The sequence below is a fragment of the Flavobacterium sp. OHVDL-2026-0007 genome (genome assembly GCF_059882335.1).
Genome location: NZ_CM187612.1, coordinates 4,398,143 through 4,424,977, shown reverse-complemented (window position 1 = coordinate 4,424,977; position 26,835 = coordinate 4,398,143). Strand labels below are relative to the sequence as shown.

Annotated in this window: 21 protein-coding genes; 18 read left to right on the top strand and 3 right to left on the bottom strand. The window is 34.6% G+C overall.

All coding sequences use genetic code 11. From position 1 onward, the window contains the following. Nucleotides 1–503 precede the first annotated feature (503 nt). From AC51AA_RS18150 to AC51AA_RS18120, 7 genes are all read left to right on the top strand, one after another. Nucleotides 504–1,055 (top strand): helix-turn-helix domain-containing protein, encoded by a 552-nt coding sequence (locus AC51AA_RS18150; RefSeq protein WP_500703605.1) that lies wholly within the window; start codon nucleotides 504–506, stop codon nucleotides 1,053–1,055. Nucleotides 1,056–1,074: 19 nt separating this feature from the next. After that, nucleotides 1,075–1,524, top strand: coding sequence for a response regulator (locus AC51AA_RS18145; RefSeq protein ID WP_500703604.1), 450 nt, complete (start codon nucleotides 1,075–1,077; stop codon nucleotides 1,522–1,524). A 9-nt stretch (nucleotides 1,525–1,533) separates the two neighbouring features. Continuing rightward, nucleotides 1,534–3,318, top strand: a complete 1,785-nt coding sequence (locus AC51AA_RS18140; protein ID WP_500703603.1) for a sensor histidine kinase — start codon at nucleotides 1,534–1,536, stop codon at nucleotides 3,316–3,318. Between the two features lie 133 nt (nucleotides 3,319–3,451). Next, nucleotides 3,452–4,024: a DUF4142 domain-containing protein gene (locus AC51AA_RS18135; protein WP_500703602.1), complete on the top strand. Its 573-nt coding sequence runs from the start codon at nucleotides 3,452–3,454 to the stop codon at nucleotides 4,022–4,024. 20 nt (nucleotides 4,025–4,044) lie between these two features. Next, nucleotides 4,045–4,323, top strand: coding sequence for a YtxH domain-containing protein (locus tag AC51AA_RS18130; RefSeq protein WP_500703601.1), 279 nt, complete (start codon nucleotides 4,045–4,047; stop codon nucleotides 4,321–4,323). A gap of 40 nt (nucleotides 4,324–4,363) precedes the next feature. Then, nucleotides 4,364–4,738 (top strand): hypothetical protein, encoded by a 375-nt coding sequence (locus AC51AA_RS18125; protein ID WP_500703600.1) that lies wholly within the window; start codon nucleotides 4,364–4,366, stop codon nucleotides 4,736–4,738. A gap of 10 nt (nucleotides 4,739–4,748) precedes the next feature. After that, entirely contained in the window at nucleotides 4,749–5,066 is a 318-nt protein-coding gene (locus tag AC51AA_RS18120) for a hypothetical protein (protein ID WP_500703599.1), read from the top strand. A gap of 280 nt (nucleotides 5,067–5,346) precedes the next feature. On the opposite strand, the gene prfA is transcribed toward AC51AA_RS18120, so the two are convergent. Next, nucleotides 5,347–6,423, bottom strand: a complete 1,077-nt coding sequence (prfA, locus tag AC51AA_RS18115; protein ID WP_500703598.1) for a peptide chain release factor 1 — start codon at nucleotides 6,421–6,423, stop codon at nucleotides 5,347–5,349. Between the two features lie 301 nt (nucleotides 6,424–6,724). On the opposite strand from prfA, the gene AC51AA_RS18110 reads away from it, so the two are divergent. From AC51AA_RS18110 to AC51AA_RS18090, 5 genes are all read left to right on the top strand, one after another. Further along, entirely contained in the window at nucleotides 6,725–8,140 is a 1,416-nt protein-coding gene (locus AC51AA_RS18110; RefSeq protein ID WP_500703597.1) for an SNIPE associated domain-containing protein, read from the top strand. A gap of 150 nt (nucleotides 8,141–8,290) precedes the next feature. Then, nucleotides 8,291–9,172 (top strand): restriction endonuclease, encoded by an 882-nt coding sequence (locus tag AC51AA_RS18105; RefSeq protein WP_500703596.1) that lies wholly within the window; start codon nucleotides 8,291–8,293, stop codon nucleotides 9,170–9,172. A 610-nt stretch (nucleotides 9,173–9,782) separates the two neighbouring features. Further along, the gene (locus tag AC51AA_RS18100) at nucleotides 9,783–10,862 is read left to right on the top strand and encodes an acyltransferase family protein (RefSeq protein ID WP_500703595.1); all 1,080 of its coding nucleotides are present in this window, start codon (nucleotides 9,783–9,785) and stop codon (nucleotides 10,860–10,862) included. 329 nt (nucleotides 10,863–11,191) lie between these two features. Next, complete coding sequence (locus AC51AA_RS18095) at nucleotides 11,192–13,495, top strand: type IA DNA topoisomerase (protein WP_500703594.1); 2,304 nt, start codon at nucleotides 11,192–11,194, stop codon at nucleotides 13,493–13,495. Nucleotides 13,496–13,613: 118 nt separating this feature from the next. Continuing rightward, nucleotides 13,614–14,090 carry a DUF6265 family protein gene (locus tag AC51AA_RS18090; RefSeq protein ID WP_500703593.1) on the top strand — a complete coding sequence of 159 codons (477 nt, stop codon included), beginning with the start codon at nucleotides 13,614–13,616 and terminating at the stop codon, nucleotides 14,088–14,090. A gap of 93 nt (nucleotides 14,091–14,183) precedes the next feature. On the opposite strand, the gene AC51AA_RS18085 is transcribed toward AC51AA_RS18090, so the two are convergent. Next, nucleotides 14,184–15,344 carry an MFS transporter gene (locus AC51AA_RS18085; protein ID WP_500703592.1) on the bottom strand — a complete coding sequence of 387 codons (1,161 nt, stop codon included), beginning with the start codon at nucleotides 15,342–15,344 and terminating at the stop codon, nucleotides 14,184–14,186. A gap of 264 nt (nucleotides 15,345–15,608) precedes the next feature. Here AC51AA_RS18085 and AC51AA_RS18080 point away from each other — a divergent pair, with 264 nt between their 5' ends. From AC51AA_RS18080 to AC51AA_RS18060, 5 genes are all read left to right on the top strand, one after another. After that, nucleotides 15,609–18,014 (top strand): TonB-dependent siderophore receptor, encoded by a 2,406-nt coding sequence (locus AC51AA_RS18080; RefSeq protein ID WP_500703591.1) that lies wholly within the window; start codon nucleotides 15,609–15,611, stop codon nucleotides 18,012–18,014. Between the two features lie 76 nt (nucleotides 18,015–18,090). Beyond that, nucleotides 18,091–18,816, top strand: a complete 726-nt coding sequence (locus AC51AA_RS18075; protein ID WP_500703590.1) for a DUF4198 domain-containing protein — start codon at nucleotides 18,091–18,093, stop codon at nucleotides 18,814–18,816. A gap of 210 nt (nucleotides 18,817–19,026) precedes the next feature. Beyond that, nucleotides 19,027–21,339, top strand: a complete 2,313-nt coding sequence (locus AC51AA_RS18070) for a TonB-dependent siderophore receptor (protein ID WP_500703589.1) — start codon at nucleotides 19,027–19,029, stop codon at nucleotides 21,337–21,339. A 143-nt stretch (nucleotides 21,340–21,482) separates the two neighbouring features. Then, nucleotides 21,483–22,037 (top strand): PepSY-associated TM helix domain-containing protein, encoded by a 555-nt coding sequence (locus AC51AA_RS18065; protein WP_500703588.1) that lies wholly within the window; start codon nucleotides 21,483–21,485, stop codon nucleotides 22,035–22,037. Between the two features lie 124 nt (nucleotides 22,038–22,161). Then, nucleotides 22,162–23,475 carry an APC family permease gene (locus AC51AA_RS18060; RefSeq protein ID WP_500703587.1) on the top strand — a complete coding sequence of 438 codons (1,314 nt, stop codon included), beginning with the start codon at nucleotides 22,162–22,164 and terminating at the stop codon, nucleotides 23,473–23,475. Between the two features lie 85 nt (nucleotides 23,476–23,560). Here AC51AA_RS18060 and AC51AA_RS18055 read toward each other — a convergent pair whose 3' ends face one another. Beyond that, on the bottom strand, nucleotides 23,561–26,194 hold the full coding sequence (locus AC51AA_RS18055; protein WP_500703586.1) for a valine--tRNA ligase: 2,634 nt from the start codon (nucleotides 26,192–26,194) through the stop codon (nucleotides 23,561–23,563). A 222-nt stretch (nucleotides 26,195–26,416) separates the two neighbouring features. On the opposite strand from AC51AA_RS18055, the gene AC51AA_RS18050 reads away from it, so the two are divergent. Continuing rightward, the gene (locus tag AC51AA_RS18050) at nucleotides 26,417–26,797 is read left to right on the top strand and encodes a DUF1573 domain-containing protein (protein WP_500703585.1); all 381 of its coding nucleotides are present in this window, start codon (nucleotides 26,417–26,419) and stop codon (nucleotides 26,795–26,797) included. The last annotated feature ends 38 nt before the right edge of the window (nucleotides 26,798–26,835 follow it).

Here is a 26,835-nt window from a genome sequence, read left to right as displayed (position 1 = left end):
CTTAAAACCTCCAAAAGAAAAAACAGCTTTTAAGGACTAAATTCCGACTCAAAAAACGCAAAATGTGAATTATAGAATAATTTAAACAAAAAATATAACAACTTTTCGCAACTTAATTCGCAACTTTACTATGTCTTAATGCTGTACATAGCAACATTAAGAAGGTTATCTAAACAATACACGGAATGAGCGGAAAAGGAAATTAATAGAAGACAAAGAAGACAGCTTACATTGACAGATGATAATTTGATGTTTGCTGAAGGGAAGGAAGAGAATATAGACAAAGCTTCAGCGAAATGTAGGTAGTAGATAAGTAGAATTTATCAAAATATTATCCGATATGTAATTCCTAATTACTCATCCGGGAATACCGTCTAATACAAAAATTAGACGGTATTTTTTTGATTATTTTACTTACAAACCTTAGTAAAATAGCGTAATTGCAGCGCAACAAACCCCTTAACCAAAAATAAATTAATTATCTTTAGACAAAATTCTATAAAATGAAACTATTCATAAAGTTTGACATCAATACCATTTGTTCTCTTTACCTAAAACAACAGCTAGAACAACAAAATATTAATTTTACTACTTTAGGATTTGGAGAAATTGAAATTAACAGCTACATTGATGCCGAAGCACTCGAAAGCTTAAAAGAAAATTTAAGTCCACATGGTTTTGAAATTGTAGAAAATCAAAAAAGTGTTTTGGTTCAAAAAATAAAAGATGCCATAATTGATCTGGTCTATATGGACGATAACAACAATTTTAAAAGTTCTGTGTTTTTAGCAGAGAAATTAAATCATAGTTACGGTTATTTGTCTAACATATTTTCGGAAGTAACGTATTCGTCTATCGAAAATTTTATTATTTTGCAAAAAACAGAAAGAGCAAAACAACTGATGATTGTCAATGAAATGAGTTTAACAGAGATTGCTTTTTTACTCAACTATTCCAGTGTGGCCCATTTGAGCACACAATTTAAAAACACCACTGGAATTACGCCATCGGCTTTTCAAAGAATTATCAAAAAACGTAAAGAAAATTTAAAATAAACTAAATACCGCAATACCAATGCAAAATAACGCATTATCCATTTTACTAGCAGATGACGATGAAGATGATCGCTTTTTTTTCAAAGATGCTTTTGAAGAAATAAAAATACAAACCAACCTAGAATTCGTTCATGATGGAATGCAGTTAATGGATTATTTAATGAATCCAAACAATGAATTGCCTGATATTTTATTTCTGGATTTGAACATGCCCAAAAAAACAGGAAAAGAATGTTTGATCGAAATAAAAAAAACAGAACATCTTAAAAACATAATTATTGCCATCTATTCCACCTCTTCATCCGAAGAGGACATTGAAGATACCTTTGTTCAAGGTGCCAATATTTATATTAAAAAACCAAGCGATTTTAATGCCTTAAAAAAAATTGTTAATGAAGTCATAACCGTAAACTGGCACTACCATACCTCGGGTTTGAATCGTGATAATTTTTTGCTGCGCTTACAATAATACACACAAATGAAATGGATACCCAAGTTTAATTCATCAAACTCCCTTAGGGGAATTTTTGTACTAGCTGTTTTCATTTTAATATTCCTTTCGTACATTGCTTACAAACACAACCAAGACTTGAATGAATCGAGTAAATTGGTCATGCATACCTACGAAATAAACATTCAACTCGAACGTTTAATCTCAGCCATAAAAGATGCTGAAACAGGTCAACGAGGCTATATCATTACCCGAAATTCGAGATTTTTAACCCCCTATCTTTTTTCTAGGGATAGGGTCAATACCTCCTTTATCCGGTTAAAAAAACTAACTGCCGATAATCCCAAACAACAAGAAAATCTTCAAAAATTATTCAAACTAATCATCCAGCGTTTTGTTTCATTTGAAAATTGTCTCAAATACAGCAATCCGGTAACTTACGACAAAAGAAAACTAGACAATCATATGTTTGGTGGTCGAATTTTAATGGAAAACATCCGTTTTCAAGTAGATGAGATGAATGATATCGAAAAAGATTACTTGGAAAAAAGACTAAAAATATACGATCAGGAAATTTCCCTAGGCCCTGTTTTTTCTGCTTCTTTATTCTTAGTAGCCTTGAGCTTTATTTTATTGGCTTATCGTCAAATCAGTCGTGATATAGAACGTTTGAAAATCTACAATAAAAAACTCTTAATTTCGAGTGGTCTAATGTCCGAGTCTGAAATACTAGGAAAATTCAGCACCTGGCAATGGGATTTAGATACCGATAAAGTAGATTATTCTAATAACCAGTTTCGTTTGTTAGGCATTGCACCCAAAGATTTTGATTCGAACCATAATTCCTTTCTCGATTTTATTCATCCAGAAGACAAGGACCTCGTTATCAAGGCTAGAGAAAGTCTTCTTGAAACCAAACAATTGCCCGTTATCTACTATAGAGTCATTCGACCTGATCTTCAAATTCGTTATTTTAAATCGACTGGAAAACTTCTTGTAGACCAATTAGGTAGTCAAATTATTCTTGGAATTAATTTTGACATTACCGAAGAACGCCTACTCAATATAGAACTCCAGGAACGCAACAACGAACTCGAGAAAAGTAATAAAGAGCTAGCCTCTTTTAATCATGTAGCCAGTCATGATTTACAGGAACCTCTTAGAAAAATTCAAACCTTTATTTCAAGGATTTCCGACACGGACAAAGCCGCTTTGTCCAATAGTGCAAAAGAGTATATTTCAAAAATTGAAATATCAGCCAAAAGAATGCGCGTTTTAATTGATGATCTATTATTGTTCTCTAGAACCAATACCACTAAAAAAGAATTCATTAAATCTGATTTGAACGAATTACTACAAAGCGCTCAAGCAGAATTAACAGAAGTTATAGAGGACAAAAAAGCAGTCATTACGGTAGGAAAATTACCTAAACTACACGTCATTCCGTATCAGATTGAACAACTTTTTATAAACCTTATCGGTAACTCTTTAAAATACAACCAACCCAACCTAACACCTGAGATCCATATTAGTTGTACCAAAGTTTTATCCTCTACCTATCCTTATTTATTAGATCAATCAGTGAAAAAATTCCATAAAATCACTTTTGAAGACAATGGATTAGGATTTGATGCTCAATTTAAAGATACTATTTTTGTGTTATTTCAACGCTTGCATTCTAAAACGGATTATCCTGGAACCGGTATTGGTTTGGCCATTTGTAAAAAAATTGTCGAGAATCATAAAGGCTACATAATAGCCGACAGCTCTCCTAACGAAGGCTCTGTATTTACTGTTTTTCTTCCTGAATAAATACGCCTAAAACAACTTTAACAAACGTTATATGAATCCATTATGGGAATTATATAACGTTTGCTTTTTATGCTGTAAAGCAAATTATCCATTTCGTTGTCATCTTTGTAATATAATACTTTACCAAGTAATAATGAAAGCTATATCTAGATCAAAATCAAGAATTTATAACATCCTTTTTTTATTGCTGATTTTGGTTTGTTTAGCAGCATGCAAACAAGAAAACAAACTAGAAAGCAGCAATAAAAAGATTGTTTTTGAGAAAAAAAATAATGAAGAGATTGAAGCGTATTTTTTTATTGCAACGGCAAGTATAAGCAAATCTATCATTTCAAAAAGTCAAATTGCACAGCAAAAATGCAGACAAAAAGAAATACAATCGTTAAGTAAAAGAATTGAAAATGATCAAAGTCACTTACTGGAGGACATTACAAAAATGGCCAACAAGAGACTCATTATCATTACGGACATAAACGAATCTACCGTAAAAAAAGACCTGTATCAATTGATAGATACCGCTGAAGTACATTTTGACAAAGCCTATATCAATTCCATTACAGCATCACTATCGGAACAAATAGAATTGTTAGAATCCATTTCAAAAGAAACCAAAGATGAATCTATTTTAAAATTAGTCCTTAGTTATCTTCCGCAGCAATACATCCTGCTAAGAGAAACTAAAAAAATTAAAGAGGAAATAAGTTAAATCTATTAAAATTGAATATTATGAAAACAAGTAACACCGTTTTAGGAATTGTTGGGGCAGCAGCTGCAGGAGCATTATTAGGCGTTTTATTTGCCCCAGATAAAGGTTCAAACACCAGAAAAAAAATCTCAGACAAATCAAAAGATTACCGAGATAATGTAAAAGGAAAAGTGGATGATGTTTTGCATAAAATATCCAGTCATAGCAAAGACATTATTGAAGACGGTAAAGCCAGATATAATGCCGTAAAAGAGGATTTTAATTCTATAAAAGAAGAAACAAAAGGCGTCAAATACTAACCTTTAAAAGTGCTTTTTTTTAACCACAAACCACTCCCTTATGGAAACAAATGCACCAACACCGAAAACTACTCTTTTTGATAAAGCAGAGAACTATACCAAAACAAGTTTAGAATTAGTTAAACTCAAAACAGTATCTGTAACTGCGGATGTTCTATCAACATTAACATCTCGAATAGCGGTTTTCGCTGTTGTTGCATTCTTTAGTTTCTTTTTGAATGTTGGAATTAGCCTTTGGCTAGGGCAACAACTCGGAGAATATTATTATGGTTTTTTTATAATAGCCCTTATCTACTTGATTCTAGCTATCGTTTTACATAAGAACCATCATAGATTAATTAAAATACCTATCGCAAACATGATCATTTCGAGTATTTTAAAAGAGGACGAAGCGGAGTCAAATAATAACCATTAAATAAACTGTTATGGAAACCGTTTTCAACATCGATAAACTCGACCAAATGATTCTGCAATTAAAAGCAGAGCAAAAAACAGCATGGGAAGACATTAAAATGGAAATTGACGAAATTAAAGAAGATTTAAATCCTATTAATTTAATCCAGAATACCTTTCACGAAATCAATGAAATTGTGGGCTTCAAAAGTAATTTACTACAAACCATACTAAGTATTGGAGCCGGTTATCTATCCCGAAAAATGATTATCGGGAAAAGTGACAGCAAAATCAAAACATTCCTAGGCTCCTTGCTACAACTTTTCGTCACTAAATTGGTGGCCAAGTAACAAGAACTTTCCTAAAGTGTATTGGTCAAACTAAATGCAAGTATTATGAAAAAGTTAAATGAAATAATCTATAAAAATAGTGCACACCTTTACTCTTACATCTATAAATATTTTGAATTTACAAGAGTATTTTTAGGCATCTAATTTACTTTATACGTTTTATAAACAAACGGTTAAATATATTAATGCCATCACTATACCGTTAATTTTAAAATTAGCACCCAAAGAAAAGGCCAAACTATTTAGTTTGGCCTTTCTATTTTTTATGTTGTTTTCAAAATTAAAAAACTTCGCTTGCTTCTTTTAATTTCTCCGTATTGTTCACCAATTGTAATTCATCAACAATCTTCTGAATGTCACCATTCATAATATTACCCAAATCATATAAAGTAAGCCCAACACGGTGATCCGTTACACGTCCTTGAGCATAGTTATAAGTACGAATCTTAGCCGAACGGTCTCCAGAACTTACCTGAGAGGTACGTTTTGTAGCGTCTTCTGCTTCCTTCTTAGCTAATTCTTGCTCATACAAACGAGAACGTAAAACACCTAAAGCTTTATCTTTATTTTTATGTTGTGATTTTTGATCTTGACATTGCGCCACTAAACCAGTTGGAATGTGCGTTAAACGTACTGCTGATTTCGTTGTATTTACTGACTGTCCTCCAGGTCCTGATGAACAGAAAAAATCAACACGTACATCATTCATATCGATCTGTACATCAAATTCCTCAGCTTCAGGAAGAACCATAACAGTAGCAGCTGATGTATGTACACGACCTTGAGTTTCTGTTTGAGGAACACGCTGTACACGGTGTACACCAGCTTCAAACTTCAAAGTTCCGTAAACATCCTCACCAGTAACTTCAAAAATTACCTCTTTAAACCCTCCAGAAGTACCTTCATTCATATCCACAACCGAAGTTCTCCAACCACGGTTCTCGCAATATTTAGTATACATACGGAAAAGATCTCCTGCAAAAATACTCGCTTCATCACCACCGGTACCGGCACGAATCTCCACCATTACATTTTTAGCATCTTCCGGATCTTTAGGAATCAACATGAATTTAATCTCTTCTTCCAATTCAGGTAATCTTTCCTTAGCTTCATCTAATTGCATTTTAGCCATCTCCACCATATCGGCGTCGCTACCATCTGCAATAATTTCATTAGCCTCGTCTATATTTGCCATCAAAAGCACGTATTCATCGCGTTTTCCGGCCAATGCTTTTAGGTTCTTGTACTCTTGATTCAATTGCACATAACGTTTCTGATCCGAAATAACATCCGGTTGGATAATTAAATCCGAAATCTCGTCGAAACGTTGTTTTACTATTTGAAGTCTATCTAACATTTTATAAATCCTTTTATGGAGTGCAAAATTACAAAATTTTTGTTTAAAATTCTATCATTAAAGCACTGAGTTTTTTAGCCGCTATTTCATGCTATATTTTACCGTAACCACAAGTCTTTTAGAAACTATTTCTTAGCGGCTACCTCCTCCTCCCGCCTAAATGAAAGAGCCTAAAAAAGAACACCGTTTCGACCTAGAAAAGGTAATCTACTTACACAAAAAAAACGTTACGGTTTTCCGTAAGGTTTCTCAATTTCAATCTATTAGTTTTAACAAATAACTTATCATAAATTTCTAATATATGGGATTATTCGATTTTCTAAAAAAGAAACAGTTTGAAGAAATACTAGCACTTCAACAAAAACTTGAAAAGTTCAAACCTATTATTGACATCCAAAATGAAGTTGACAACAAAATCAATGAAATTTCAGCTAGAGAAAAAGAACTAAATAAAGTTATTTTAAATAAAGAAATTGAACTAAATTCAGTCATTACAAACATCAACCAATCAATAAATTCATTACAAAAGGAGTTCGAGGAATTAAATCTGAATTATCAAACTGCACTTGAAACTTATACTCGCCTTCGAAAAGATGTAAATTTATATGAATCAAAATTGGATTTAATCGAATTTGGTATATATGAACCTTTTTATGATTTTGAAAAATCCGAAGATTATAGAAATGAGCAAAATAGAATTATTGATAGACAAAAATCAATGATTCAATTAGAAACTGCAGCAGTTTGCAATACAAACTGGACAATCGATGGAAGCCTTACAAAAGGCAAAGCTTCAACGAAAAAATTTATTAAATTAATTCTCCGTGCGTTTAATGGTGAATGCAACGCCCAGATTGGGAAAGTAAAATGGAACAATGTCAATCAAATGAAAGAACGTATTCATAAATCTTATGAAACTTTAAACAAACTTGGAGAAGGAAGTGCAGTTAGAATATCATGGGAGTATTTTGAATTAAAGACAAAAGAAATAATCCTTGAATATGAATTCCAAGTAAAACGTCAAGAGGAAAAAGAAGAATTGCGTGCTATGCAAGAAGAATTACGTGAAGAAGAGAAAGCAAGGCGTGAATTTGAACAAGCTCAAAGACAAGCAGAAAAAGAAGAGGAGACCTATCAAAAAGCTTTACTTAAAGCACGAAAAGAAGTTGAAAAAGCAACAGGAGAATCTCAAAAAGAACTAAATTCTAAAATTCTGATTCTTGAGCGAGAATTATTATTAGCCCAAGAAAAAAAAGAACGTGCATTATCTATGGCCCAACAAACAAAACGCGGACATGTATATATAATTTCTAATATTGGTTCATTTGGCGAGAATGTATACAAAATAGGAATGACAAGAAGACTTGAACCAATTGATAGAGTTAAAGAGCTTGGAGACGCTTCTGTTCCATTTCAATTTGATGTTCATGCTATGATTTATTCTGATGAAGCAAGAACTTTAGAGAATGAACTTCACAAAGCATTTTCTAATAAAAAAGTAAACATGCTTAATTACAGAAAAGAATTTTTCAATGTAAGTCTAGAAGAAATTGAAAAAAAAATAGATGAATTAGGATTTAAGGCTGAATTTACAATTTTACCCGAAGCAATGCAATACAGAGAAACATTAGCTTTAATAACAAAAATGAGCTCAACAGAAGAAATTAAAACAATTGAAGATCTTATAACAGAAGAATATCCAACCAGTTTAAATTAAGAACCAAATTATACACTGACATCATAACTTTCAAAGTACAAATATACTGTCCGTGAACACGGCAGATAGAAAAAAAAACATTGCTCATTTTTATTAAAAATCTCTGAGATTATGAATTAATAGGTCTAAATAATTAAAAAAAAACTTAAAATGTCTAAAAAAAATACTGGTGAAAAATTTGAAAAACTTACTGAATCGATATATAAAAAATTAGTAACTGATTCCAGATTTGAGAATGTTGAGCAGAATGTTTTTATAAAAGGACCTGAAGGTCTTCGTCAAATTGATGTTCTCATCACCAAAACAATTGGTGACATCAAATTTCTAACAGTAATAGAATGTAAAGATTACAAAGATAACGTCACAATAGAAACTATAGACGGGTTCCACTCGAAATTAATAGATGTAAATGCTTCTAAAGGGATTATGGTCACAAGAAAAGGCTTTTCTAAAACAACCTTTGCTAAAGCAAAAAGACTTGGAATAACCTTATGTACAGCTCATGAAGCTTTAAGCGAAAAATGGAAACTTGATATTGATGCTCCAGTTAGAATCAAAGAAATAAAACTAATACAATTTGACTTTAATTTTTTATGCAATCTCACAGAAGAAACAACATTTCCTGAAGAAATACAAATATTAGTTGAAGGTAATAATGTCGCTGATATCTTAAAAAGAAAATGGAACCACGGAGGATTACCTCTAAACAACAATGAAGAAATCCAAATTTTAGAATTAACATCCCTAAAAGATTTTCAGTATTGTTATATATTAGATATTTACAGAAAAAAAATACAACTAACCAGTCTTAAAGCAACTACAATACTGAAAATAAATAATTACGAAACAATGCTATCTAACATTGAAGGAATTCAAAAGCTAAACAATCTAACAGAGGAACATTCAGATGTATTCATTAACTTCCCATCAATCGAAATACTTAAAAAAAATCTAACCCCAATTGTGCAAGTGGAAGAAAGTAAATTCATAGGTTTACTTTTTAACATAATTGTTCACCATACTTTTGCTTAGGTTTCAATAATACTGATTAAACACTTCTCGCAAACGTAATTTAAATGCATAACCAAAAACCTTTGTTGGCGATTATTCGTGTTCCCTTGGTAAAGAAAGAGAACATATCGTAGAATACTAATTGACATTTAAATCTAGATGGAACAATCCACACCCATTCCTATTCCAAAATAAAAAACCTATTTCCCCGAAGTAAACCAATGAGAAAGAGAAAAATATAGTATAAAAAACTTCACTACTTTTCATTTGAATAAAAACCAAGACTTGCCTTTTTAGAATCCGAAATCTTCTGGATGCGAAGAATAGATCTCTTTGAAATATAAATTCCCCTACTCTCTAAATCTAAAAAAGTTTTCTAAGGTGAGATCAAGTCTACTGGCAAGCCTTTCCTTTAAGTCTAAATTGCTACAAAACAGCAAAAGCGCTAATTTTTGTAGCTTTTTTTTTGTATTTAAGGACTAAAAAATTAATCTTTGTGGGTAGTGAACAAAAAATTAAAAAAACGGCAACGTAAATGAGATTCTTCGTTGTTATACATAATTAATCCAACAGTATTCAACTACTAAATCGTTTTATTAAGTAACTAAAATTGAACTATAAATAAAAAACTATGACAAAAATTGAACCCGAGATTTTAAAAACAAAACAACATTTTGAAATATTAGATGGACTCAGAGGAATAGCCGCTCTGGGCGTTGTTATTTTCCATTTTATGGAAATGGTATATATGCCCGACAAAAATTTTATTGCCCATGGTTTCTTAGCCGTTGATTTCTTCTTTTGTTTATCTGGTTTTGTTATTGCCTATGCTTATCACGACCGCATTGGTCAAATGGGAACGCTAGAGTTTTTCAAATCAAGACTAATCAGATTACATCCTTTGGTTGTTTTTGGTTCCATATTGGGTTTGATAACCTTTCTACTTGATCCCTTTAGTAATCAGGCTGAAACGTATTCCACTAGCAAAATCATTTTAATCTTTATCTGTTCCATTTTGGTGATTCCGTTCCCTGCTATGGCAGAACGTTCTTTTAATTTATTTGGTTTTAACGCCCCAGCTTGGTCTTTGTTTTGGGAATATGTGGCCAATATTCTTTATGCACTTTTCTTACACAAACTAAGCCGTCGTGCTCTTTTTGTATTGACTGCAATTGCTGGAGGAACACTTTGTTATGCCAGTGAACGCGCAGGAGGTTCACTTATGGGTGGATGGAGTGATGCCAACTTTTGGGATGGTGGTGCACGTATTGCCTATTCCTTTTTAGCCGGTATGTTGATTTACCGTTCGAATTGGATTATCAAGTCAAAACTGGGATTTGTTAGTTTATCTATATTGTTATTATTAGCCTTGATCATGCCTTTTACCGATTGGAATTGGGTGAGCGAACCTGTAGTGGTATTGTTCTATTTCCCTTTATTAATTGCACTGGGAGCAGGCGCTACACTAACACAAGGATTCAGAAAACTATGTGTGTTTTTAGGAAACATTTCCTATCCTTTATACATGACGCATTATATGGTGATCTGGGTATTTTTGAACTATTATACCAAGTTCAAACCAGACGCAAGTCAACTTGCTTTCATTATCCCTATAGGCACTCTTGTTCTAGTCGGATTTGCTTATTTAACGATGACTTTTTATGATATTCCACTTCGTAAATACCTTACCAATAGAAGAAAGAAAGCATAATTCTCAAAAGAAAATACCCTAATTTAGGTCAATAACTCCATTTCGATAGCGTGAATTGCCACTAGTGTCCGCTATACTGAGACACTGTCTAAACAAAAAAAGCTACAGGATTCACTTTCCTGTAGCTTTTTACATTTAAGCACAAAAGAGTGGCCATAGAGCACAGGAATCGTTAGAAAATCAACAAAGAATGCACTCCAAAACGGTCTTAGAAACCATCCTTGCCTTTTTTAATAGACCATAACAGCAAGGTTCATAACTCCAGTAGATTTCTCTTTAATACCAATTTCTAAATTCTTAATTTGCGCCTTCAAATTAGAAGGAGAAAAATGAAGGTCTGTATTGCTGAAAAACCAAGTGTAGCACGTGAAATCGCATCCGTTTTGGGAGCCAATACCAAACATGATGGGTATTTTGAAGGCAACGGTTATGCCGTAACCTACACTTTTGGTCATTTATGCACTTTAAAAGAACCTAACGATTACAAACCGCATTGGAAAAGCTGGGATTTGAACAACCTCCCGATGCTACCCGATAAATTTGAGACTAAAGTCGTAGAGAATTCTGGTATTCAAAAGCAATTTAAAATTGTCAAAAGCCTCTTTGACAAAGCCGAATTGGTGATCAACTGTGGGGATGCTGGACAAGAAGGAGAGCTCATTCAACGTTGGGTTATGAATGAAGCCAATTATAAAGGCGAAGTACAACGCCTATGGATTTCATCCCTAACCACCGAAGCCATAAAAGAGGGGTTTGAAAACTTAAAACCATCGGCCAACTACGACAATTTGTTTTATGCTGGTTTTTCCAGAGCCATTGGCGACTGGTTATTAGGTATGAATGCTACCCGTCTGTACACGGTTAAACATGGTGGCTACAAACAGGTCTTGTCTATTGGACGCGTGCAAACGCCAACCTTAGCCATGGTAGTGGATCGATTTAAAGAAATAGAAAATTTCAAACCACAACCCTACTGGGAATTACAAACCTTATACAGGGAGGTGTTATTTAGTTATGAGGAAGGACGTTTTTTAAATAAAGCCGATGGAGAAAATTTAGCTCAAAAAGTCAAAGAAAGTGAGTTCGAAATTGTTTCGGTTGAAAAAAAGAACGGAAATGAGTTTGCTCCCAAACTTTTTGACCTAACCGGGTTACAAGTATATTGCAATACAAAATTTGGCTTTTCTGCGGATGAAACCCTTAAAATTGTTCAAACCTTGTACGAACAAAAAGTAGTAACCTATCCAAGAGTAGATACTACCTTTTTACCCAATGATATCTATCCAAAAGTACCGGGTATTTTACAAAAACTATCCAAGTATTCGGCCCTCACGCAACCACTTTTAGAAAAAAAGATAAAAAAATCACCTAAGGTTTTTAATGATAAAAAAGTAACGGATCACCATGCTATTATTCCAACAGGAATAGAAGCCCACTTACAATTTAACCAACAGCAAGTTTACGATATTATTACAAAGCGTTTTATTGCTGTATTTTATGACGATTGTTTGGTAGCCAATACCACTGTAATTGGAAAAGCAGCAGAAGTAAGCTTTAAAACCACTGGAAAAGAAATCCTAAAAAAAGGATTTAGAGTCGTTTTTGAAGACCCCAATGCCAAAGAAAAAGAGGCTGACCTCTTACCGAGTTTTGTTGTAGGAGAGAAAGGACCACACGAACCTTCGTTTTTAGAAAAGGAAACCAAACCACCCAATCAATTTACAGAGGCTACTCTATTGCGTGCCATGGAGACCGCTGGAAAACAGGTCGATGATGAAGATTTACGCGAATTAATGAAAGAAAATGGTATTGGACGTCCTTCAACACGAGCCAATATCATTGAAACCCTCTTTAAACGTCAGTACATCGTTCGAAATAAAAAACAAGTACTCCCCACACCAACAGGGATCCAACTTATTGATACCATTCAAAATGAATTGATAAAATCAGCCGAACTTACAGGTTCTTGGGAAAAGCAATTGAAAGACATCGAAAAAGGAACTTTTACTGCTGCTGCCTTTATCAAAAACATGAAACGAATGGTAGAAGCCTTGGTATATGAAGTACGAAGCGAGAGTACCAATGCCAATATTTCGCATGTGGGAAGTGTTCAAAAACAAGTCGCTACCGTAGAGAAAAAGAAAGCTGCAGGCATCTTGGCTGAAACCTGTCCAAAATGCAAAAAAGCAACACTTGTAAAAGGAAAATCTGCTTACGGCTGTGGTGCCTATAAAGCAGGTTGTGATTTTGTGTTGCCTTATACCTTTGCCGAGAAAAAAATATCGGAGAATCAATACCTGCGTTTACTTCAAAAAGGGTCTACTGTAAACTTAAAGGACTTTAAAACTGAAGCTGGTACAGTCGAAGGTTTAATTCGTTTTGAAGAAAATTACAAACTCAAATTAGAACCTAAGAAAACAACAACCAAAGCAACTGCAGAGGAACCTTCGGACGCCCTGACCTGCCCTAAATGCAAAAAAGGAACCATTCTAAAAGGGAAAACTGCTTATGGTTGCGGCGACTATAAATTGGGTTGTGATTTTAAAGTAGGCTTTGATGTGGTGAGAACAAAACTAAAAGATCAAAAACCAACTAAAGAACTGGTGTACGCCATTTTGAGTGAAAGTATTTAAAAGAGCTGCAGCATTTGGATTTTTTAAACTAAAAAAATCTAAGTTCCAAAACTAAAAGCTGCACTATTCTTTTTTTTTATACTTTAGCTTTTCCATTTAACCTTAAACACTGATGCCAATGTTTCAAAAAACTACTCTTATACTACTCTTATTAGCCATCGTTTCTTGTAAAAAATCAGAAACGCGAGAAAAAGACAAAATAAAAGCTGCCAATTGGCTTATTGGACAATGGGAACATAAAACTCCTGAAGGAACCTTAATGGAAACTTGGACCAAAGTGAACGACAGCACCTTCGAAGGAAGCTCTTACTTCATCAAAGCAAAAGACACCATCCACACCGAGACGATCAAACTACAGCAAAACGGCGAAGCCCTAACGTATAATGCCACCGTAAAGGGGCAAAATAATGATCAAGCAGTAGCTTTTGAGCTCACCAGTTCAAACCAAAAAGCCTTGGTTTTTGAAAATCCAAAACACGATTATCCTCAAAAAATCACCTATACAAAAGGAGCCAATAATACGCTAACGGCTGAAATTTCAGGTAAATTACAAGAAAAAGTGACCACCGAGAAATTTGCTATGGTAAAGAAGTAAACTTCTTCTTCACTGAGAAAGCATTAGCAGCACAAAGCAACCACAGTGCCTTATTTGAAAAAGTAAGGCACTGTGCGTTATTCTACTAAACGATCAATACTCCTCGCTAATCTTGTTGACCATCAAAATCATCAATCCACCAAGAAAAGCCATTACCAAAAAGGCCCATTTCATACTTAGATATTCAGAGATAAAACCGACCATAGGCGGTACAATCAAAAATCCCAGGTAACCAATAGTAGAAATGGAAGTTAAAGCCGAACCACTACTCAAACTAGAAGATCTTCCTGCTATACTAAACACTAAAGGAACCACACAAGAAACCCCAATTCCGATTAGGATAAAACCAAGAATCGTAGGGTAAATAAACGGCAACAGAAAACAAACTAAAAAGCCTACCGTGATCAATATCCCACTGTAAAATAAAATTTTCTCGATACCGAATTTCATCACCGCATAATCACCTAAAAAACGACCTAAGGTAACGGCAGTCATAAAAAACACAAAGGCCGCTGTCGTTAGCTTTGGTGAAGCGTGTAGTATATTTTGAAAATAAATCCCTCCCCAGTCGTACATCGTATTTTCACAAGCCATCGAAACAAAACAAATCAAAGCAAACTTCATTAACTTTTTATCAGGCATCGATAAAAATTTCTTTTGCTCTGGTATGGGTTCCGTATATTTAGTAAGCGGATAAAAACAAGCCGTAACCGCTAACATCGCTACACTTATCCCTAATAAATGATAGGAAGGTGCAATGTTTTGTGTGACCATTACATAGCCCAAACCAGCACCAGCAAATCCAGCCAAACTCCAAACTGCATGAAAAGTAGTCATGATCGATTTTGGATATAGTTTCTGCACTTCCAACGCTTGAGTGTTTATTGATAAATTGAGAATGTTTCGCGAAGCACCAAATATTAAAAGGATAATAACCAACTGCCAAACAAAAGCACTAAAGCCTGGTAAGGCCAGAACAATATTAAACAAAACGGCTCCTAAAAGCATAATATATCGGCTGCTGTATTTGTTTAACAATTTTCCTGTAAAGGGCATCGTTAACATTAATCCGATCGGAAAGGCAAACAAAACAGCTCCAAATTCCGCTTCACTTAAATGCAATTGTGCTTTTATATGAGGGATACGCGATACCCAAGAAGAATATCCAAATCCTGAAAGGAAAAAAAATACTGTGCTGGCTAAACGGAATCCTTTAGGTGAATCCTGTACTTTTTTTAAAAAAGGTAAAATCATGGAGATACTGTCAATTTAATCGATGGCAAAATTAAACCTTTTTAAGCCTCAGCCCTATCTCTGGTCAATATAAAATACTGTTCCTCAATTCACTTCTTACACTTAGAAACAAATAGTAAGCAACAAAAGCATCTAAACCACAGCTTTACAGTCCTTGAAAAAACTATTAATAATAATTCTAAATAAGTATTGTTAAAGCAATATTAAAATTTATATTTGCATTATTTTTATCAAGTCTAAATAATAACTAACCAATTAAATATCATGAGTCTTCAGAATTATTACCAAAAATTCATTTTAATTATAAGTGTTTTCATGCTGTGCCTAACCCCTTCTTTTGCCCAACAAGGTGGAACTATAAATGGTATTATAAAAACAAGTGACCATAAACCAGCAGAAGGAGTAAGCATTTCTATAAAGGGAACTAATAAAACTACAATTGCCGATAATAACGGTGTTTTTCAGCTTAAAAACGTACCGACCGGATCTCAAACTCTTATCATAACTTTAGTCGGTTACAATGACGTATTCCAAGAAGTAGCCGTTAATGCTGGTGAAGTGGCCAACGTCGCTATCCCTTTAACACTTTCCAATACAGAATTGAACCAAGTTGTTGTTTTAAGCAACAAAAGCGCCTTTAAAACCAATAGGGTATCCTCTTCACTTCGCTTACAATCCCCTATTATCGAAATCCCTCAAAACATTCAAGTGATCACTGGAAAATTAATTCAAGATCAGCAAATATTTGATATGCTCGAAGGCGTTACACGTAATGTGAGTGGTGCCACTAGAGTAGAACATTGGGACAACTACGCTAATATCACCATGAGAGGAAGTCAGGTTTCGGCTTTTAGAAATGGTATGAATGTGAGTACAAGTTGGGGACCTCTGACAGAAGACATGAGTATGATCGAACGCATCGAATTCGTAAAAGGTCCTGCCGGATTTATGTTAGCCAACGGAAATCCAAGTGGCTTTTATAATGTAGTAACCAAAAAACCAAGTGGGCGTACTAAAGGTGAAGCCAATATTTCCTTAGGAAGTTTTGACCTCTACAGAGCTGCTTTTGATTTTGATGGAAAACTATCGAAAGATGGAAAACTATTGTATCGTATTAATGTTATGGGACAAATGAAAGGAAGTCACCGTGACTACGACTATAACAACCGCTACTCTATTGCCCCTGTTTTAAAATATATAGTAGATGATAATACCGCTATAACTTTAGAATACACCAAACAATTCTCTCAAGTAAACATCATCGGTTCTAACTATGTTTTCTCTAATAAAGGATATGCCGATTTACCAAAAAGTTTTACAACAGGCGAACCTAACTTTGCGCCAACCAATATGAATGACCAAAGCATTTTGGCCATTTTAGAACATAAAATAAATGACAATTGGAAATTTACCGGACAGGCTTCTTATTTTAATTACAAACAAGAAGGTATGTCTATGTGGCCACAATGGCCCGGTTTCGCTCCCGGAACTGATAACATTTTAACTCGAGGAGTATCGATTTGGGATGTATTAGGCTTAACCAAAACAGGACAGTTTTTCATAAATGGAGAGGAAAAAACAGGATCTATTACCCATAAGATTCTAGGAGGAATTGACATGAGTGATAAAGTATATTATCATGATTGGAGTCAATCTGCAGCGCTAAATGGTTATGATGCCGATGGTAATATTGTCCCTTTTGATATCTACAATCCAATTCATGGAAATGTACCAGCGAGTAAAATGCCAACTTTTGACAGAAGCAAAGACATTAGAGAAAGAGGCGTTCAATACCGCAACGGATATTCCGCTTTTTATGTACAAGACGAACTTGGATTCTTTGAAGATAAACTTCGTGTCACCCTAGCAGGTAGATACACTACATTAAAAACATCAGACATTTATTCTGGATCTTACAAAAACAGCAAATTTACACCTCGTTTTGGCCTCAGTTATTCCATCAACAAAAACACAGCAGCTTATTTCGTAAGTGATCAATCGTTTAACGAAAACTACGGAACTGATTGGCAAGGTAAAAGTTTCGACCCTCAAACGGGAGGCAACCTTGAACTTGGTTTTAAAAGAGATTGGTTAAACGGAAAATGGAATTCTGTGATTGCCCTTTATCAAATTACCAACAAAAATATCTTAACTGCAGATCCAGAACATTCTACAGGAGCCATTCAATACAGCAGACAAAGTGGAGAGCAAAAAGTAAAAGGTGTTGAAGTAGACCTTCGAGGTGAAATCTTCAAAAATCTTGACGTGGTTATCAATTACGCTTTTACAGAAGCAAAAGTGACAAAAGATACAGATCCTGCACTAGTAGGAACACAAGTTGCCGGAACTTCCAGACACATTCAGAACAGTTGGTTAAATTATAAAATGGATCATGGCACTTTAAACGGTTTAGGTCTTTCGATAGGCTACCAATACCAAGTAGACCGATCTCCTTGGTTTGTTTCTAATGATCAAGCCACTCGTTTACCTGATTATTTCCGTTTAGACGGAGGTGTTACTTACCAAAAAGGGAAAATGACCTACAATATCATTGTCAACAATATATTAAACAAATATTTATATTCTGGAGGTAAATATGATCCAGGCTATTTTTACTGGCAAGCAGAACCAGGAACAAACCTACGATTATCTGTTAGTTATAAATTCTAATTTTTACAAATAAGCCCCTTAAGCCATTTGTTCTAAGGGGCTCAATTCAAATTTAATTTTAATCCCTATTTATATTATGAAGTCAAAAACTTTCAAAACGCTAACATTTCTATTTTTACTATTAGTGGCAATGCCACAACTTTTTGCCCATGCTCTTTGGATCGAAACCAAAGCAACAGGAACCAAAGGGAAAGCACAGGAAATTTCCGTTTTCTTTGGAGAATTCTCAGACAAGGATATCACCGCTTCTGAAAAATGGTTCTCAGATTTAAAAGATTTTTCTTTGGTCGTAATTAGTCCATCAAAAAAAGAAATCAAACTTACCGCTACCGCTCTAGAAAATAAATACCAAGCTTTTTTCATTCCAGAAGAAGAAGGTGTTTACACTATTGCCATGCATCATAAGGTAAAGGATGTTTACGGAACTATGGTTTTAGATTACAACTCAAGTGCTACAGTAATAGTAGGCAATACGACAAAAGGAAACGAAGCTTTGATCAATTCCAACATCATTAGTTTATTTTCTAAAGACGTCGCAACTGCCAAGAAAAATAGTAAAATTAATGTAAATGCCCTCTACGAAGGTAAAGTAGCCAAAGAGCAAAAAATGAAAGTAATCGCTCCTAATGGCTGGGAAAAAGAATTATGGACTAATGAAAATGGAGAAATTTCGTTTACTCCGCTTTGGTCCGGAAACTATATGGTAGAATTTGCCTACACAGAGAAAAGCGCTGGAGAACACCATGGCAAAAAATACGACGAGATATGGAAGATGGCCACCTATTCTATTGAAGTTAAATAGATTACTACTTCAAAAAAAGTTTACTCCATTCCCTTTTTTATTGTTTAAAAAGATGCTTTGTTGCCCTTAACAAAGCATCTTTTTCGTTTATAAAACAAACTACAAAATAAAAGTTAAAAAATTAAGTATAATTAATCTAAATAAGTTTTGTTAATCCAATCTTACCACTTACTTTTGCATCGTTATTTTTAATTATTCCAAATAAAGCATATGAAATATATAATAGTACCCACGTTAAGCTTACTATTGAGTTTATCTAGTTTTGCACAACAGAAAACAGCTAAAGCTGCAGATCATGATGACATGGCTTTAGCCATTACAGATACGGTAAAAAACAAAAAAGGTGAAGTTCTTAATGAGGTTTTAATTACGACTAATAAGCCTAAAAAACCAATTTCGGCTGCTCGCTCTGGAATCAAAGTAATGGATTTACCACAGAGTGTTCAAATTATTGATAATGAGATCATCGAACAACAACAAGCGATTCGTTTAAGTGAGGTAGTAAAAAACCTAAATGGTGTTTATGTAGGATCAGCACGTGGTGGAGCTCAGGAATCTTTTTTCTCAAGAGGTTACGATATGGGTGCTAATAATATGTTTAAAAATGGTTTCCGTTATAATGCAGGTTCAATACCAGAAGTTTCTTCTTTAGAAAAAGTGGAATTCTTAAAAGGAGGTTCTGCTTTATTATATGGTAACGTTGCCCCTGGAGGAATTATGAACTTGGTGACTAAAACGCCAAAATTTACTAGAGGTGGTGAACTGTCTATGCAAATGGGAAGCTACGCTTTTTACAAGCCAACTTTAGATTTTTATGGTCCATTGAACAAATCTATAGCTTATAGAATTACAGGATCTTATGAGAATTCAGAAAGCTTTAGAGATTATGTAAAAAACGAACGTATCTATTTCAATCCTTCGTTTTTATTCAAACTAAGCGATAAAACACAAATTACCTTACAAGGAGATTATTTAAGTGCGGACTGGACTCCAGATTTCGGTACAGGAATCGTGGGTAAAACCATTTTGGACTTACCTCGTCATATGAATTTCGGAGCCCTTTGGTCAACAGGAAACACTAAATCATCAAGCGCTTCGTTATTGTTTAATCATGATTTCAATGCCAATTGGAAATTAAATTTTAATTCTTCTTTCCAATCTTACCGCAGAACTCAGACCTCTACAGCACAATTAAGTACTGTTGAAGCCAATGGAAATTGGAAACGTGGTTTAACTAAATCGGACGGTGCTGAACAAATATTTGGTGATCAATTGAGTTTACAAGGAACTTTTAATACCGGTAAAATCAAACACCAAATCTTTACAGGAGCTGATTACGAAAACTCTATAGCGCCTAGTTATACTTTTGGATTTTATGCAACACCGACTTCTACAACTGCTATTCCTACAGAAGCGGATCCAATCAATCTTTTTAATTACGATTATAGCACACAGAGTCTGACTGCTCCATACCCAACTAGAGCCACTCAACTAGCTACTACAAATACACAACGTTTCGGGGCTTACGCTCAAGACTTAATTTCGATTACAGATTATGTAAAAGTTTTAGCAGGATTACGTTGGTCATGGCAAGAAACTGACGTCACTACCTCTAAAGAAGTAGTAAAAAACAATGCGATTACCACTACACTTGACAATGCAATAGCAATTACAGGCGCTAAGACTTTAAACACCGCTTTTTCTCCTAAGGCAGGATTGGTAATCCAACCTACTAAAGATTTATCTTTATTTGCTAGTTATTCGAACTCATTTACTCCCAATACAGGAACTACAGTAGATCTTAAGGCATTAGATCCTTCTATTATCGATCAATACGAAGCAGGTATCAAAAAAGATTTCTGGCAAGGTGCTTTGAGCACAAACGTAACTGTATATCAGATATCTAACAACAATTTAGCACAAACCGCTCAATTCCTAGCCGATGGAGTTACATTAAACACCACTACTACTTTAAAAGAATTAGTAGGAGCTACAAAAGGAAAAGGAGTTGAAGTAGACGTTACAGCTAGACCAGCAGAAGGTTTGAACATTATCGCTGGTTACAGTTTTAATGAAACTAAAGTGTCTAAATCGGCTGGAACTAACGGAAGTTTAGTTGTTGGTGATATCTTAGCAAGAACACCAAAACACACTGCCAATTTGAGTTTTTTCTACACTTTACCTAGTGGTTTATTAAAAGGTTTATCTTTCGGAGCCATTGCAAACTATGTGGGAGACCGCACAGGAGGTTGGAATGATGATTATTTATGGACTAAAATTGACCCTACTCCTAGCAATCCAAAACCAGATCCAGCTTATACAGTAACCATCAGAGATAGAGATATTCCATTAAAAGGATACACCACTATCGATGCTTCTTTAGGATACGAATGGAAAAAAATCTCCATCTTATGTAGATTATCTAATATTACAAATGAGTTGAACTATACGGTACACGAAAATTATAGCGTGAATCCAATTGCTCCTCGTCAAGTGATGACAAGCTTACGATATAAATTCTAAGAAACATATTCTTACTCTTAATCAAAAGCTTTTTTCTGAGATTTTCTTATTTTGAAAATCAGAAAAAGGTTTTTGATTTTTAGCTTAATAAAAACTATTTTCGTCCAACATTACCTATTACTTACTATTTCAATTTTTACTTTATGAAAACAGCAAAGCAACTCAGAAATCTACACCGCGACTTCGGTTATTTTTACGTTGGACTTATTATTTCATTCTCTTTTTCAGGAATACTAATGAACCATCGTGAAACTTGGCATCCTGACAAATACACCGTAGAAACTAAGGCCATACAAGTAAACCTTCCGGAAAAAGATAAACTGAACGAACAATTCGCTGAAGACTTAGGGAAAAAATTAGGTATTGATGATAAAATGCGTCGTCAAGGAGCTAAAAAAGGAACCTACAAAATATCATTTGAAAAGCATGATGTCGAAATTGACATGAAGACAGGAAAAGGTGAAATCGTTGCTTTTAGAAAAACCCCTTTCATTAGTCAAACCATGAAACTGCACAAAAGCACTTCCAACTGGTGGATCTATTATTCAGACATTTTTGCCCTGAGTTTAATTTTCATAGCGGTATCAGGGGTAATCATGATCAAATCCTCTAGCAAAGTAAGTTTTAAAAACAGAGGATGGAAGCTAGCCGTAATCGGTATTCTATTCCCTCTTATATTCTTGTTTTTATTAGCTTAAAACTCTAATTGCAATATACAAACCCCGTTTAGTAGACGGGGTTTTCTGTTTTTAAAAAGTTCTTTAATTGTGCTACTTTTGCAAACGCAAATAAATAACATTTCAACCAAGCAAAACTTCTAACATGCCAGATGCCCATAAAAATCAATTAAAAAAAACCTTAGGACTCAGTTTTAATATCGCAGTCTTAATTGGCGGCACTATAGGCGTTGGGATTTTACGTACTCCTGGGACCATTGCTGGATTACTCAATCATAGTGGACTCGTTATTGCTTCATGGATTTTTGGTGGCTTATTTGTCTTAATTGGTGCCAATTCTTATGCCGAACTTGCCACTATGCTTCCTAAAGCAGGAGGATCTTATAATTATATCAAAAGAGCCTTTGGCAACTATGCCGGTTTTTTATCCGGTTGGTTTGATTATATAACCAATGTCATTCCGCCCGCTTTCTATTGCATCGTGATTAGCGAATACATCATTATTTTATTCCCAAGTCTGGGCAACTATTCCACCGCGATGGCCATCGCGCTTTTACTCGCCTTTGTATTATTACATCTCAGTGGTGTGAAAAACGGTAGTATCATCCAACAAATAACCAGTTTTCTTAAAGTAATCTGTTTTGTGGCCTTAGTTGTGGCCTGTTTTATGTACTCTGGCCTGCAATTAGCGCCTATTCCCAAAGACAACACTTTATTTGAGATAGGTCTTTTATTTGGTTTTTTCAAGTCACTTCAACTCATCATTGGGACTTATAATGGCTGGAATAGTGTTTGCTTTTTTGCAGAAGAGAATGATGACCCCAGTAAAAACATTCCCAAATCATTGTATAGCGGTGTGCTGCTGGTGATGGTTATATACGTCTTAGTAAACCTTGCCTTTCTTCATGTTTTACCCCTTGAAACCATTGCAAAATCTAACCTGGCCGCTGCCGATGTTGCCAATCTTATCTTTGGAAAAAATGGCGCCATTATCGTGACGGTAATATCTATTTTTTCTTTAATCAGTATCCTCAACGCTTTTATGATGATCCCCCCAAGGATATTGTACGGACTGAGTCGTGATGGCTTTTTTCTGGAGCAAGGTACCTCAGTAAACAAAGGAGGAACACCTATTGTAGCGCTTTTAGTTTCGTCTCTATTTAGTTTGTTTTTAATTTGTATTGGTTCGTTTGAAGCCTTATTTTCTTTTGCTGCCTTCACCTCCATTATTGTTTGGGGATTGGCTTATTTTTCACTGTTGAAGCTAAGAGTCTCAGAACCCAATTTACCAAGACCTTATCGTTCAATCTGGTATCCGTGGACTACTATCTTGGCTATAGTTGCATCCATCTCCTTATTAATTGGATTTATCTATAGCGACCCTAAAAGCTTTATCATCATCGTTATCATTACCTTGATTTCCTATCCGTTGTTTTTATTATTAACTCGAAAGAAGTAAAAATAAGACCGTTGTAAAAAAAGTAAAAATCCCAATACTAAATAAATTAGCATTGGGATTTTTTATGAAAAAGAAAATCTAGCGCTTATTTCAAACCCGCTAAACTTTGCTCGATTGTCGCAATTTTTGCCAAGGCATCCGCCTCTTTTTGTTTTTCATTAGCCAAAACTTTCTCTGGAGCTCCAGCGACAAATTTCTCATTGGCTAATTTAGACTGAACCGATTTCAAGAAACCTTGCGTATATTTTAACTCTGTAGTTAATTTAGCAATTTCTTCCTCGATATTAATATTTCCTGTTATCGGAATAAAGTATTCATTCGATTTTACCCTAAAAGACAAGGCGCCATCCACTTTCTCCGAAACATATTCCAATGAAGTGATGTTTCCTAATTTAGTGACAACCGTATCGAAATAAGTAGAGGCTTTATCATTGTTTATTGCCTTTAATTCAATAGCATCTTTAAATGGAATATTTTTATCTTTTCTGATGGTTCTAATACCTGAAATCACTTCAATAGTACTGTCAAAATCAGCAATTAATTGCGCATTGAAAGGTTTTAACTCCGGCCAAGTTGAGATAATTAAAGCTTCCTCTGGAGTTCTTTCCGCCAATATTTGCCAAATTTCTTCTGTCAAGAACGGCATAAAAGGATGTAACAACTTCAAATTACTTTCCAACATTTCAATGGCTTTGGTAAAAGTAGCCTTATCAATCGGTTGTTGGTATGCAGGCTTAATCATTTCTAGGAACCATGAACAGAAATCATCCCAAACCAATTTATAAATTCCCATTAAGGCATCTGAGATTCTGTATTTCTCAAAATTATCTTCGATCTCTAAAAGGGTTTGCTGCAATTTAGCTTCGTACCATTCGATGGCTACTTTTGATGATTCTGGTTGTGGAATCGTGTCGGACACTTCCCATCCTTTGATCAATTTAAAGGCATTCCAAATCTTATTAGAGAATGCTTTTCCTTGATTACACAATTCTTCATCAAACATAATATCGTTTCCTGCAGAAGCGCTTAAAAGCAATCCTACACGAACACCATCAGCACCAAACTTCTCGATTAAATCCAAAGGATCAGGAGAATTTCCTAATGATTTAGACATTTTACGTCTTTGCTTATCACGTACCAAACCTGTTAAATACACGTTCGTAAATGGTTTTTTATCAGCATACTCGTATCCCGCAATAATCATTCTGGCTACCCAGAAAAATAAAATATCCGGACCTGTAACCAAGTCATTTGTTGGATAATAATATTTAAAATCTTCACTTTCTGGATCCATGATACCACCGAAAACAGACATTGGCCAAAGCCAAGAGGAGAACCAAGTATCCAAGGCATCCACATCTTGTCTTAAGTCTGCTACGGTAAGCGCTGAGTTAGCTGTTTTTTCTTGAGCTAATTTTAAAGCGTCTTCAATACTTTCCGCCACAACAAAATCTTCTTTCCCATCTCCATAATAATAGGCTGGAATTTGTTGTCCCCACCATAATTGACGAGAGATATTCCAATCGCGAATATTGTTTAACCAATGCGCATAAGTATTTTCAAAACGTTTTGGATGCAATTTAATATCTCCATCAACTAAAACCGATTGAATTGCTGGTTTCACTAAATCTTCCATTTTCAAGAACCATTGGTCTGATAATCTTGGTTCGATTACCGCTTTAGTTCTTTCAGATGTTCCTACTTTATTCAAATGGATTTCGGTTTTAGCCAAAGCCCCAATTTCTTCTAATTCTTTTGCAATTTCAGTACGAACCACAAAACGATCTTTCCCTTGATACTGTAATCCGAAGCTATTTAGAGTAGCATCTTCATTAAAAATATCAACGATTTCAAGATTGTGCTTCTCTCCTAACGTCTTATCATTCATATCGTGAGCAGGAGTCACTTTCAAACAACCTGTTCCAAATTCCACATCTACATATTCATCTTCAATAATAGGGATTACTCTACCACAAATAGGCACGATGGCTTTCTTTCCTTTCAAATGTGTAAAACGCTCATCATTTGGATTGATACAAATAGCCGTATCTCCAAAAATAGTTTCAGGACGAGTGGTTGCAATGGTCAAGAAATCTTCTGAACCTTCAATCTTATACTTTAAGAAAAATAATTTTCCTTGTTGTTCTTCATAAATAACCTCTTCGTCAGACAGCGTCGTTTTAGCTTCAGGATCCCAGTTTACCATTCTGTATCCTCTATAAATCAAGCCTTTGTTGTATAAATCAACAAACGATTTAATTACAGATGCTGACATATCAGGATCCATTGTAAATTTGGTTCTTTCCCAATCGCAAGAAGCACCAAGTTTTTTTAACTGATCAAGGATTACCCCTCCATATTTATCGGTCCATTCCCAAGCGTGCGCTAAAAATTCTTCGCGCGTTAAATCATTCTTGTTGATTCCCTCTGCTTTTAATTTCGCTACTACTTTTGCTTCTGTGGCAATAGAAGCATGGTCCGTTCCCGGAACCCAACAAGCATTAAAGCCTTTAAGACGTGCTCTACGAATTAAAACATCCTGAATCGTATTATTCAACATATGCCCCATATGCAAGACTCCTGTCACGTTTGGTGGCGGAATTACAATAGTATATGGTGTTCTATGATCTGGTTCTGAATGAAAATAATTGTTCTTCATCCAGTAATCATACCATTTATTCTCGATCGTTTTAGCGTCAAATTGTGCTGGAATTGTCATTGTATCGTGGATATGTTATTTTATCTAATGATTACGCTCTTTAATGCTGCTATCCTAAAATAAATAAACAGCTAAAAAACAAACCGTTAGACTTTGGTTTAATTTTTGTTATTATATATGACAGCAAAAGTAAATAATTAAGTACACTATAAAAAGCGAATTAATAATTTGTGTATTAATTAAAAGAAAGTATATTTACTTACAACTTAAAAACAATTTCAAATGAAAAATGTAGCCACTTTTATTGTAATCGCATTGTTTAGTACAATAGGTTATGCTCAAAACGGCCCAAAAATTGAATTTGCCGCCCAAGACAACACTATTGATTACGGAAAAATTTCTAAGGGAGACAATGGCGTTCGCTCTTTTGAATTCACCAATACTGGAGATGCGCCACTATTAATAACCGGTGCGGAATCAACTGCAAGTTCTATCGTTGTGACCAAACCTGCCGCGGCTATTTTACCTGGTAAAAAAGGAAAAATAGATGTAAAATACAATATGGTTTCTGGTCCGATTCGTAAAACAATTACCGTTGAAACCAATGCTGTAAATTATCCTGATGGTAGAGTTGCCCTAAAAATCAAAGGGGAGGTTTTATAAAAAAACACATCAAATTAAAAATAGCAAAGCCGTTCTTT

Excerpts from the sequence above, each read along its gene's own strand:
- AC51AA_RS18150 (WP_500703605.1), top strand. The coding sequence starts at position 504 with ATGAAACTATTCATAAAGTTTGACATCAATACCATTTGTTCTCTTTAC.
- AC51AA_RS18145 (WP_500703604.1), top strand. The coding sequence starts at position 1,075 with ATGCAAAATAACGCATTATCCATTTTACTAGCAGATGACGATGAAGAT.
- AC51AA_RS18140 (WP_500703603.1), top strand. The coding sequence starts at position 1,534 with ATGAAATGGATACCCAAGTTTAATTCATCAAACTCCCTTAGGGGAATT.
- AC51AA_RS18135 (WP_500703602.1), top strand. The coding sequence starts at position 3,452 with ATGAAAGCTATATCTAGATCAAAATCAAGAATTTATAACATCCTTTTT.
- AC51AA_RS18130 (WP_500703601.1), top strand. The coding sequence starts at position 4,045 with ATGAAAACAAGTAACACCGTTTTAGGAATTGTTGGGGCAGCAGCTGCA.
- AC51AA_RS18125 (WP_500703600.1), top strand. The coding sequence starts at position 4,364 with ATGGAAACAAATGCACCAACACCGAAAACTACTCTTTTTGATAAAGCA.
- AC51AA_RS18120 (WP_500703599.1), top strand. The coding sequence starts at position 4,749 with ATGGAAACCGTTTTCAACATCGATAAACTCGACCAAATGATTCTGCAA.
- prfA (WP_500703598.1), bottom strand. The coding sequence starts at position 6,423 with ATGTTAGATAGACTTCAAATAGTAAAACAACGTTTCGACGAGATTTCG.
- AC51AA_RS18110 (WP_500703597.1), top strand. The coding sequence starts at position 6,725 with ATGGGATTATTCGATTTTCTAAAAAAGAAACAGTTTGAAGAAATACTA.
- AC51AA_RS18105 (WP_500703596.1), top strand. The coding sequence starts at position 8,291 with ATGTCTAAAAAAAATACTGGTGAAAAATTTGAAAAACTTACTGAATCG.
- AC51AA_RS18100 (WP_500703595.1), top strand. The coding sequence starts at position 9,783 with ATGACAAAAATTGAACCCGAGATTTTAAAAACAAAACAACATTTTGAA.
- AC51AA_RS18095 (WP_500703594.1), top strand. The coding sequence starts at position 11,192 with ATGAAGGTCTGTATTGCTGAAAAACCAAGTGTAGCACGTGAAATCGCA.
- AC51AA_RS18090 (WP_500703593.1), top strand. The coding sequence starts at position 13,614 with ATGTTTCAAAAAACTACTCTTATACTACTCTTATTAGCCATCGTTTCT.
- AC51AA_RS18085 (WP_500703592.1), bottom strand. The coding sequence starts at position 15,344 with ATGATTTTACCTTTTTTAAAAAAAGTACAGGATTCACCTAAAGGATTC.
- AC51AA_RS18080 (WP_500703591.1), top strand. The coding sequence starts at position 15,609 with ATGAGTCTTCAGAATTATTACCAAAAATTCATTTTAATTATAAGTGTT.
- AC51AA_RS18075 (WP_500703590.1), top strand. The coding sequence starts at position 18,091 with ATGAAGTCAAAAACTTTCAAAACGCTAACATTTCTATTTTTACTATTA.
- AC51AA_RS18070 (WP_500703589.1), top strand. The coding sequence starts at position 19,027 with ATGAAATATATAATAGTACCCACGTTAAGCTTACTATTGAGTTTATCT.
- AC51AA_RS18065 (WP_500703588.1), top strand. The coding sequence starts at position 21,483 with ATGAAAACAGCAAAGCAACTCAGAAATCTACACCGCGACTTCGGTTAT.
- AC51AA_RS18060 (WP_500703587.1), top strand. The coding sequence starts at position 22,162 with ATGCCAGATGCCCATAAAAATCAATTAAAAAAAACCTTAGGACTCAGT.
- AC51AA_RS18055 (WP_500703586.1), bottom strand. The coding sequence starts at position 26,194 with ATGACAATTCCAGCACAATTTGACGCTAAAACGATCGAGAATAAATGG.
- AC51AA_RS18050 (WP_500703585.1), top strand. The coding sequence starts at position 26,417 with ATGAAAAATGTAGCCACTTTTATTGTAATCGCATTGTTTAGTACAATA.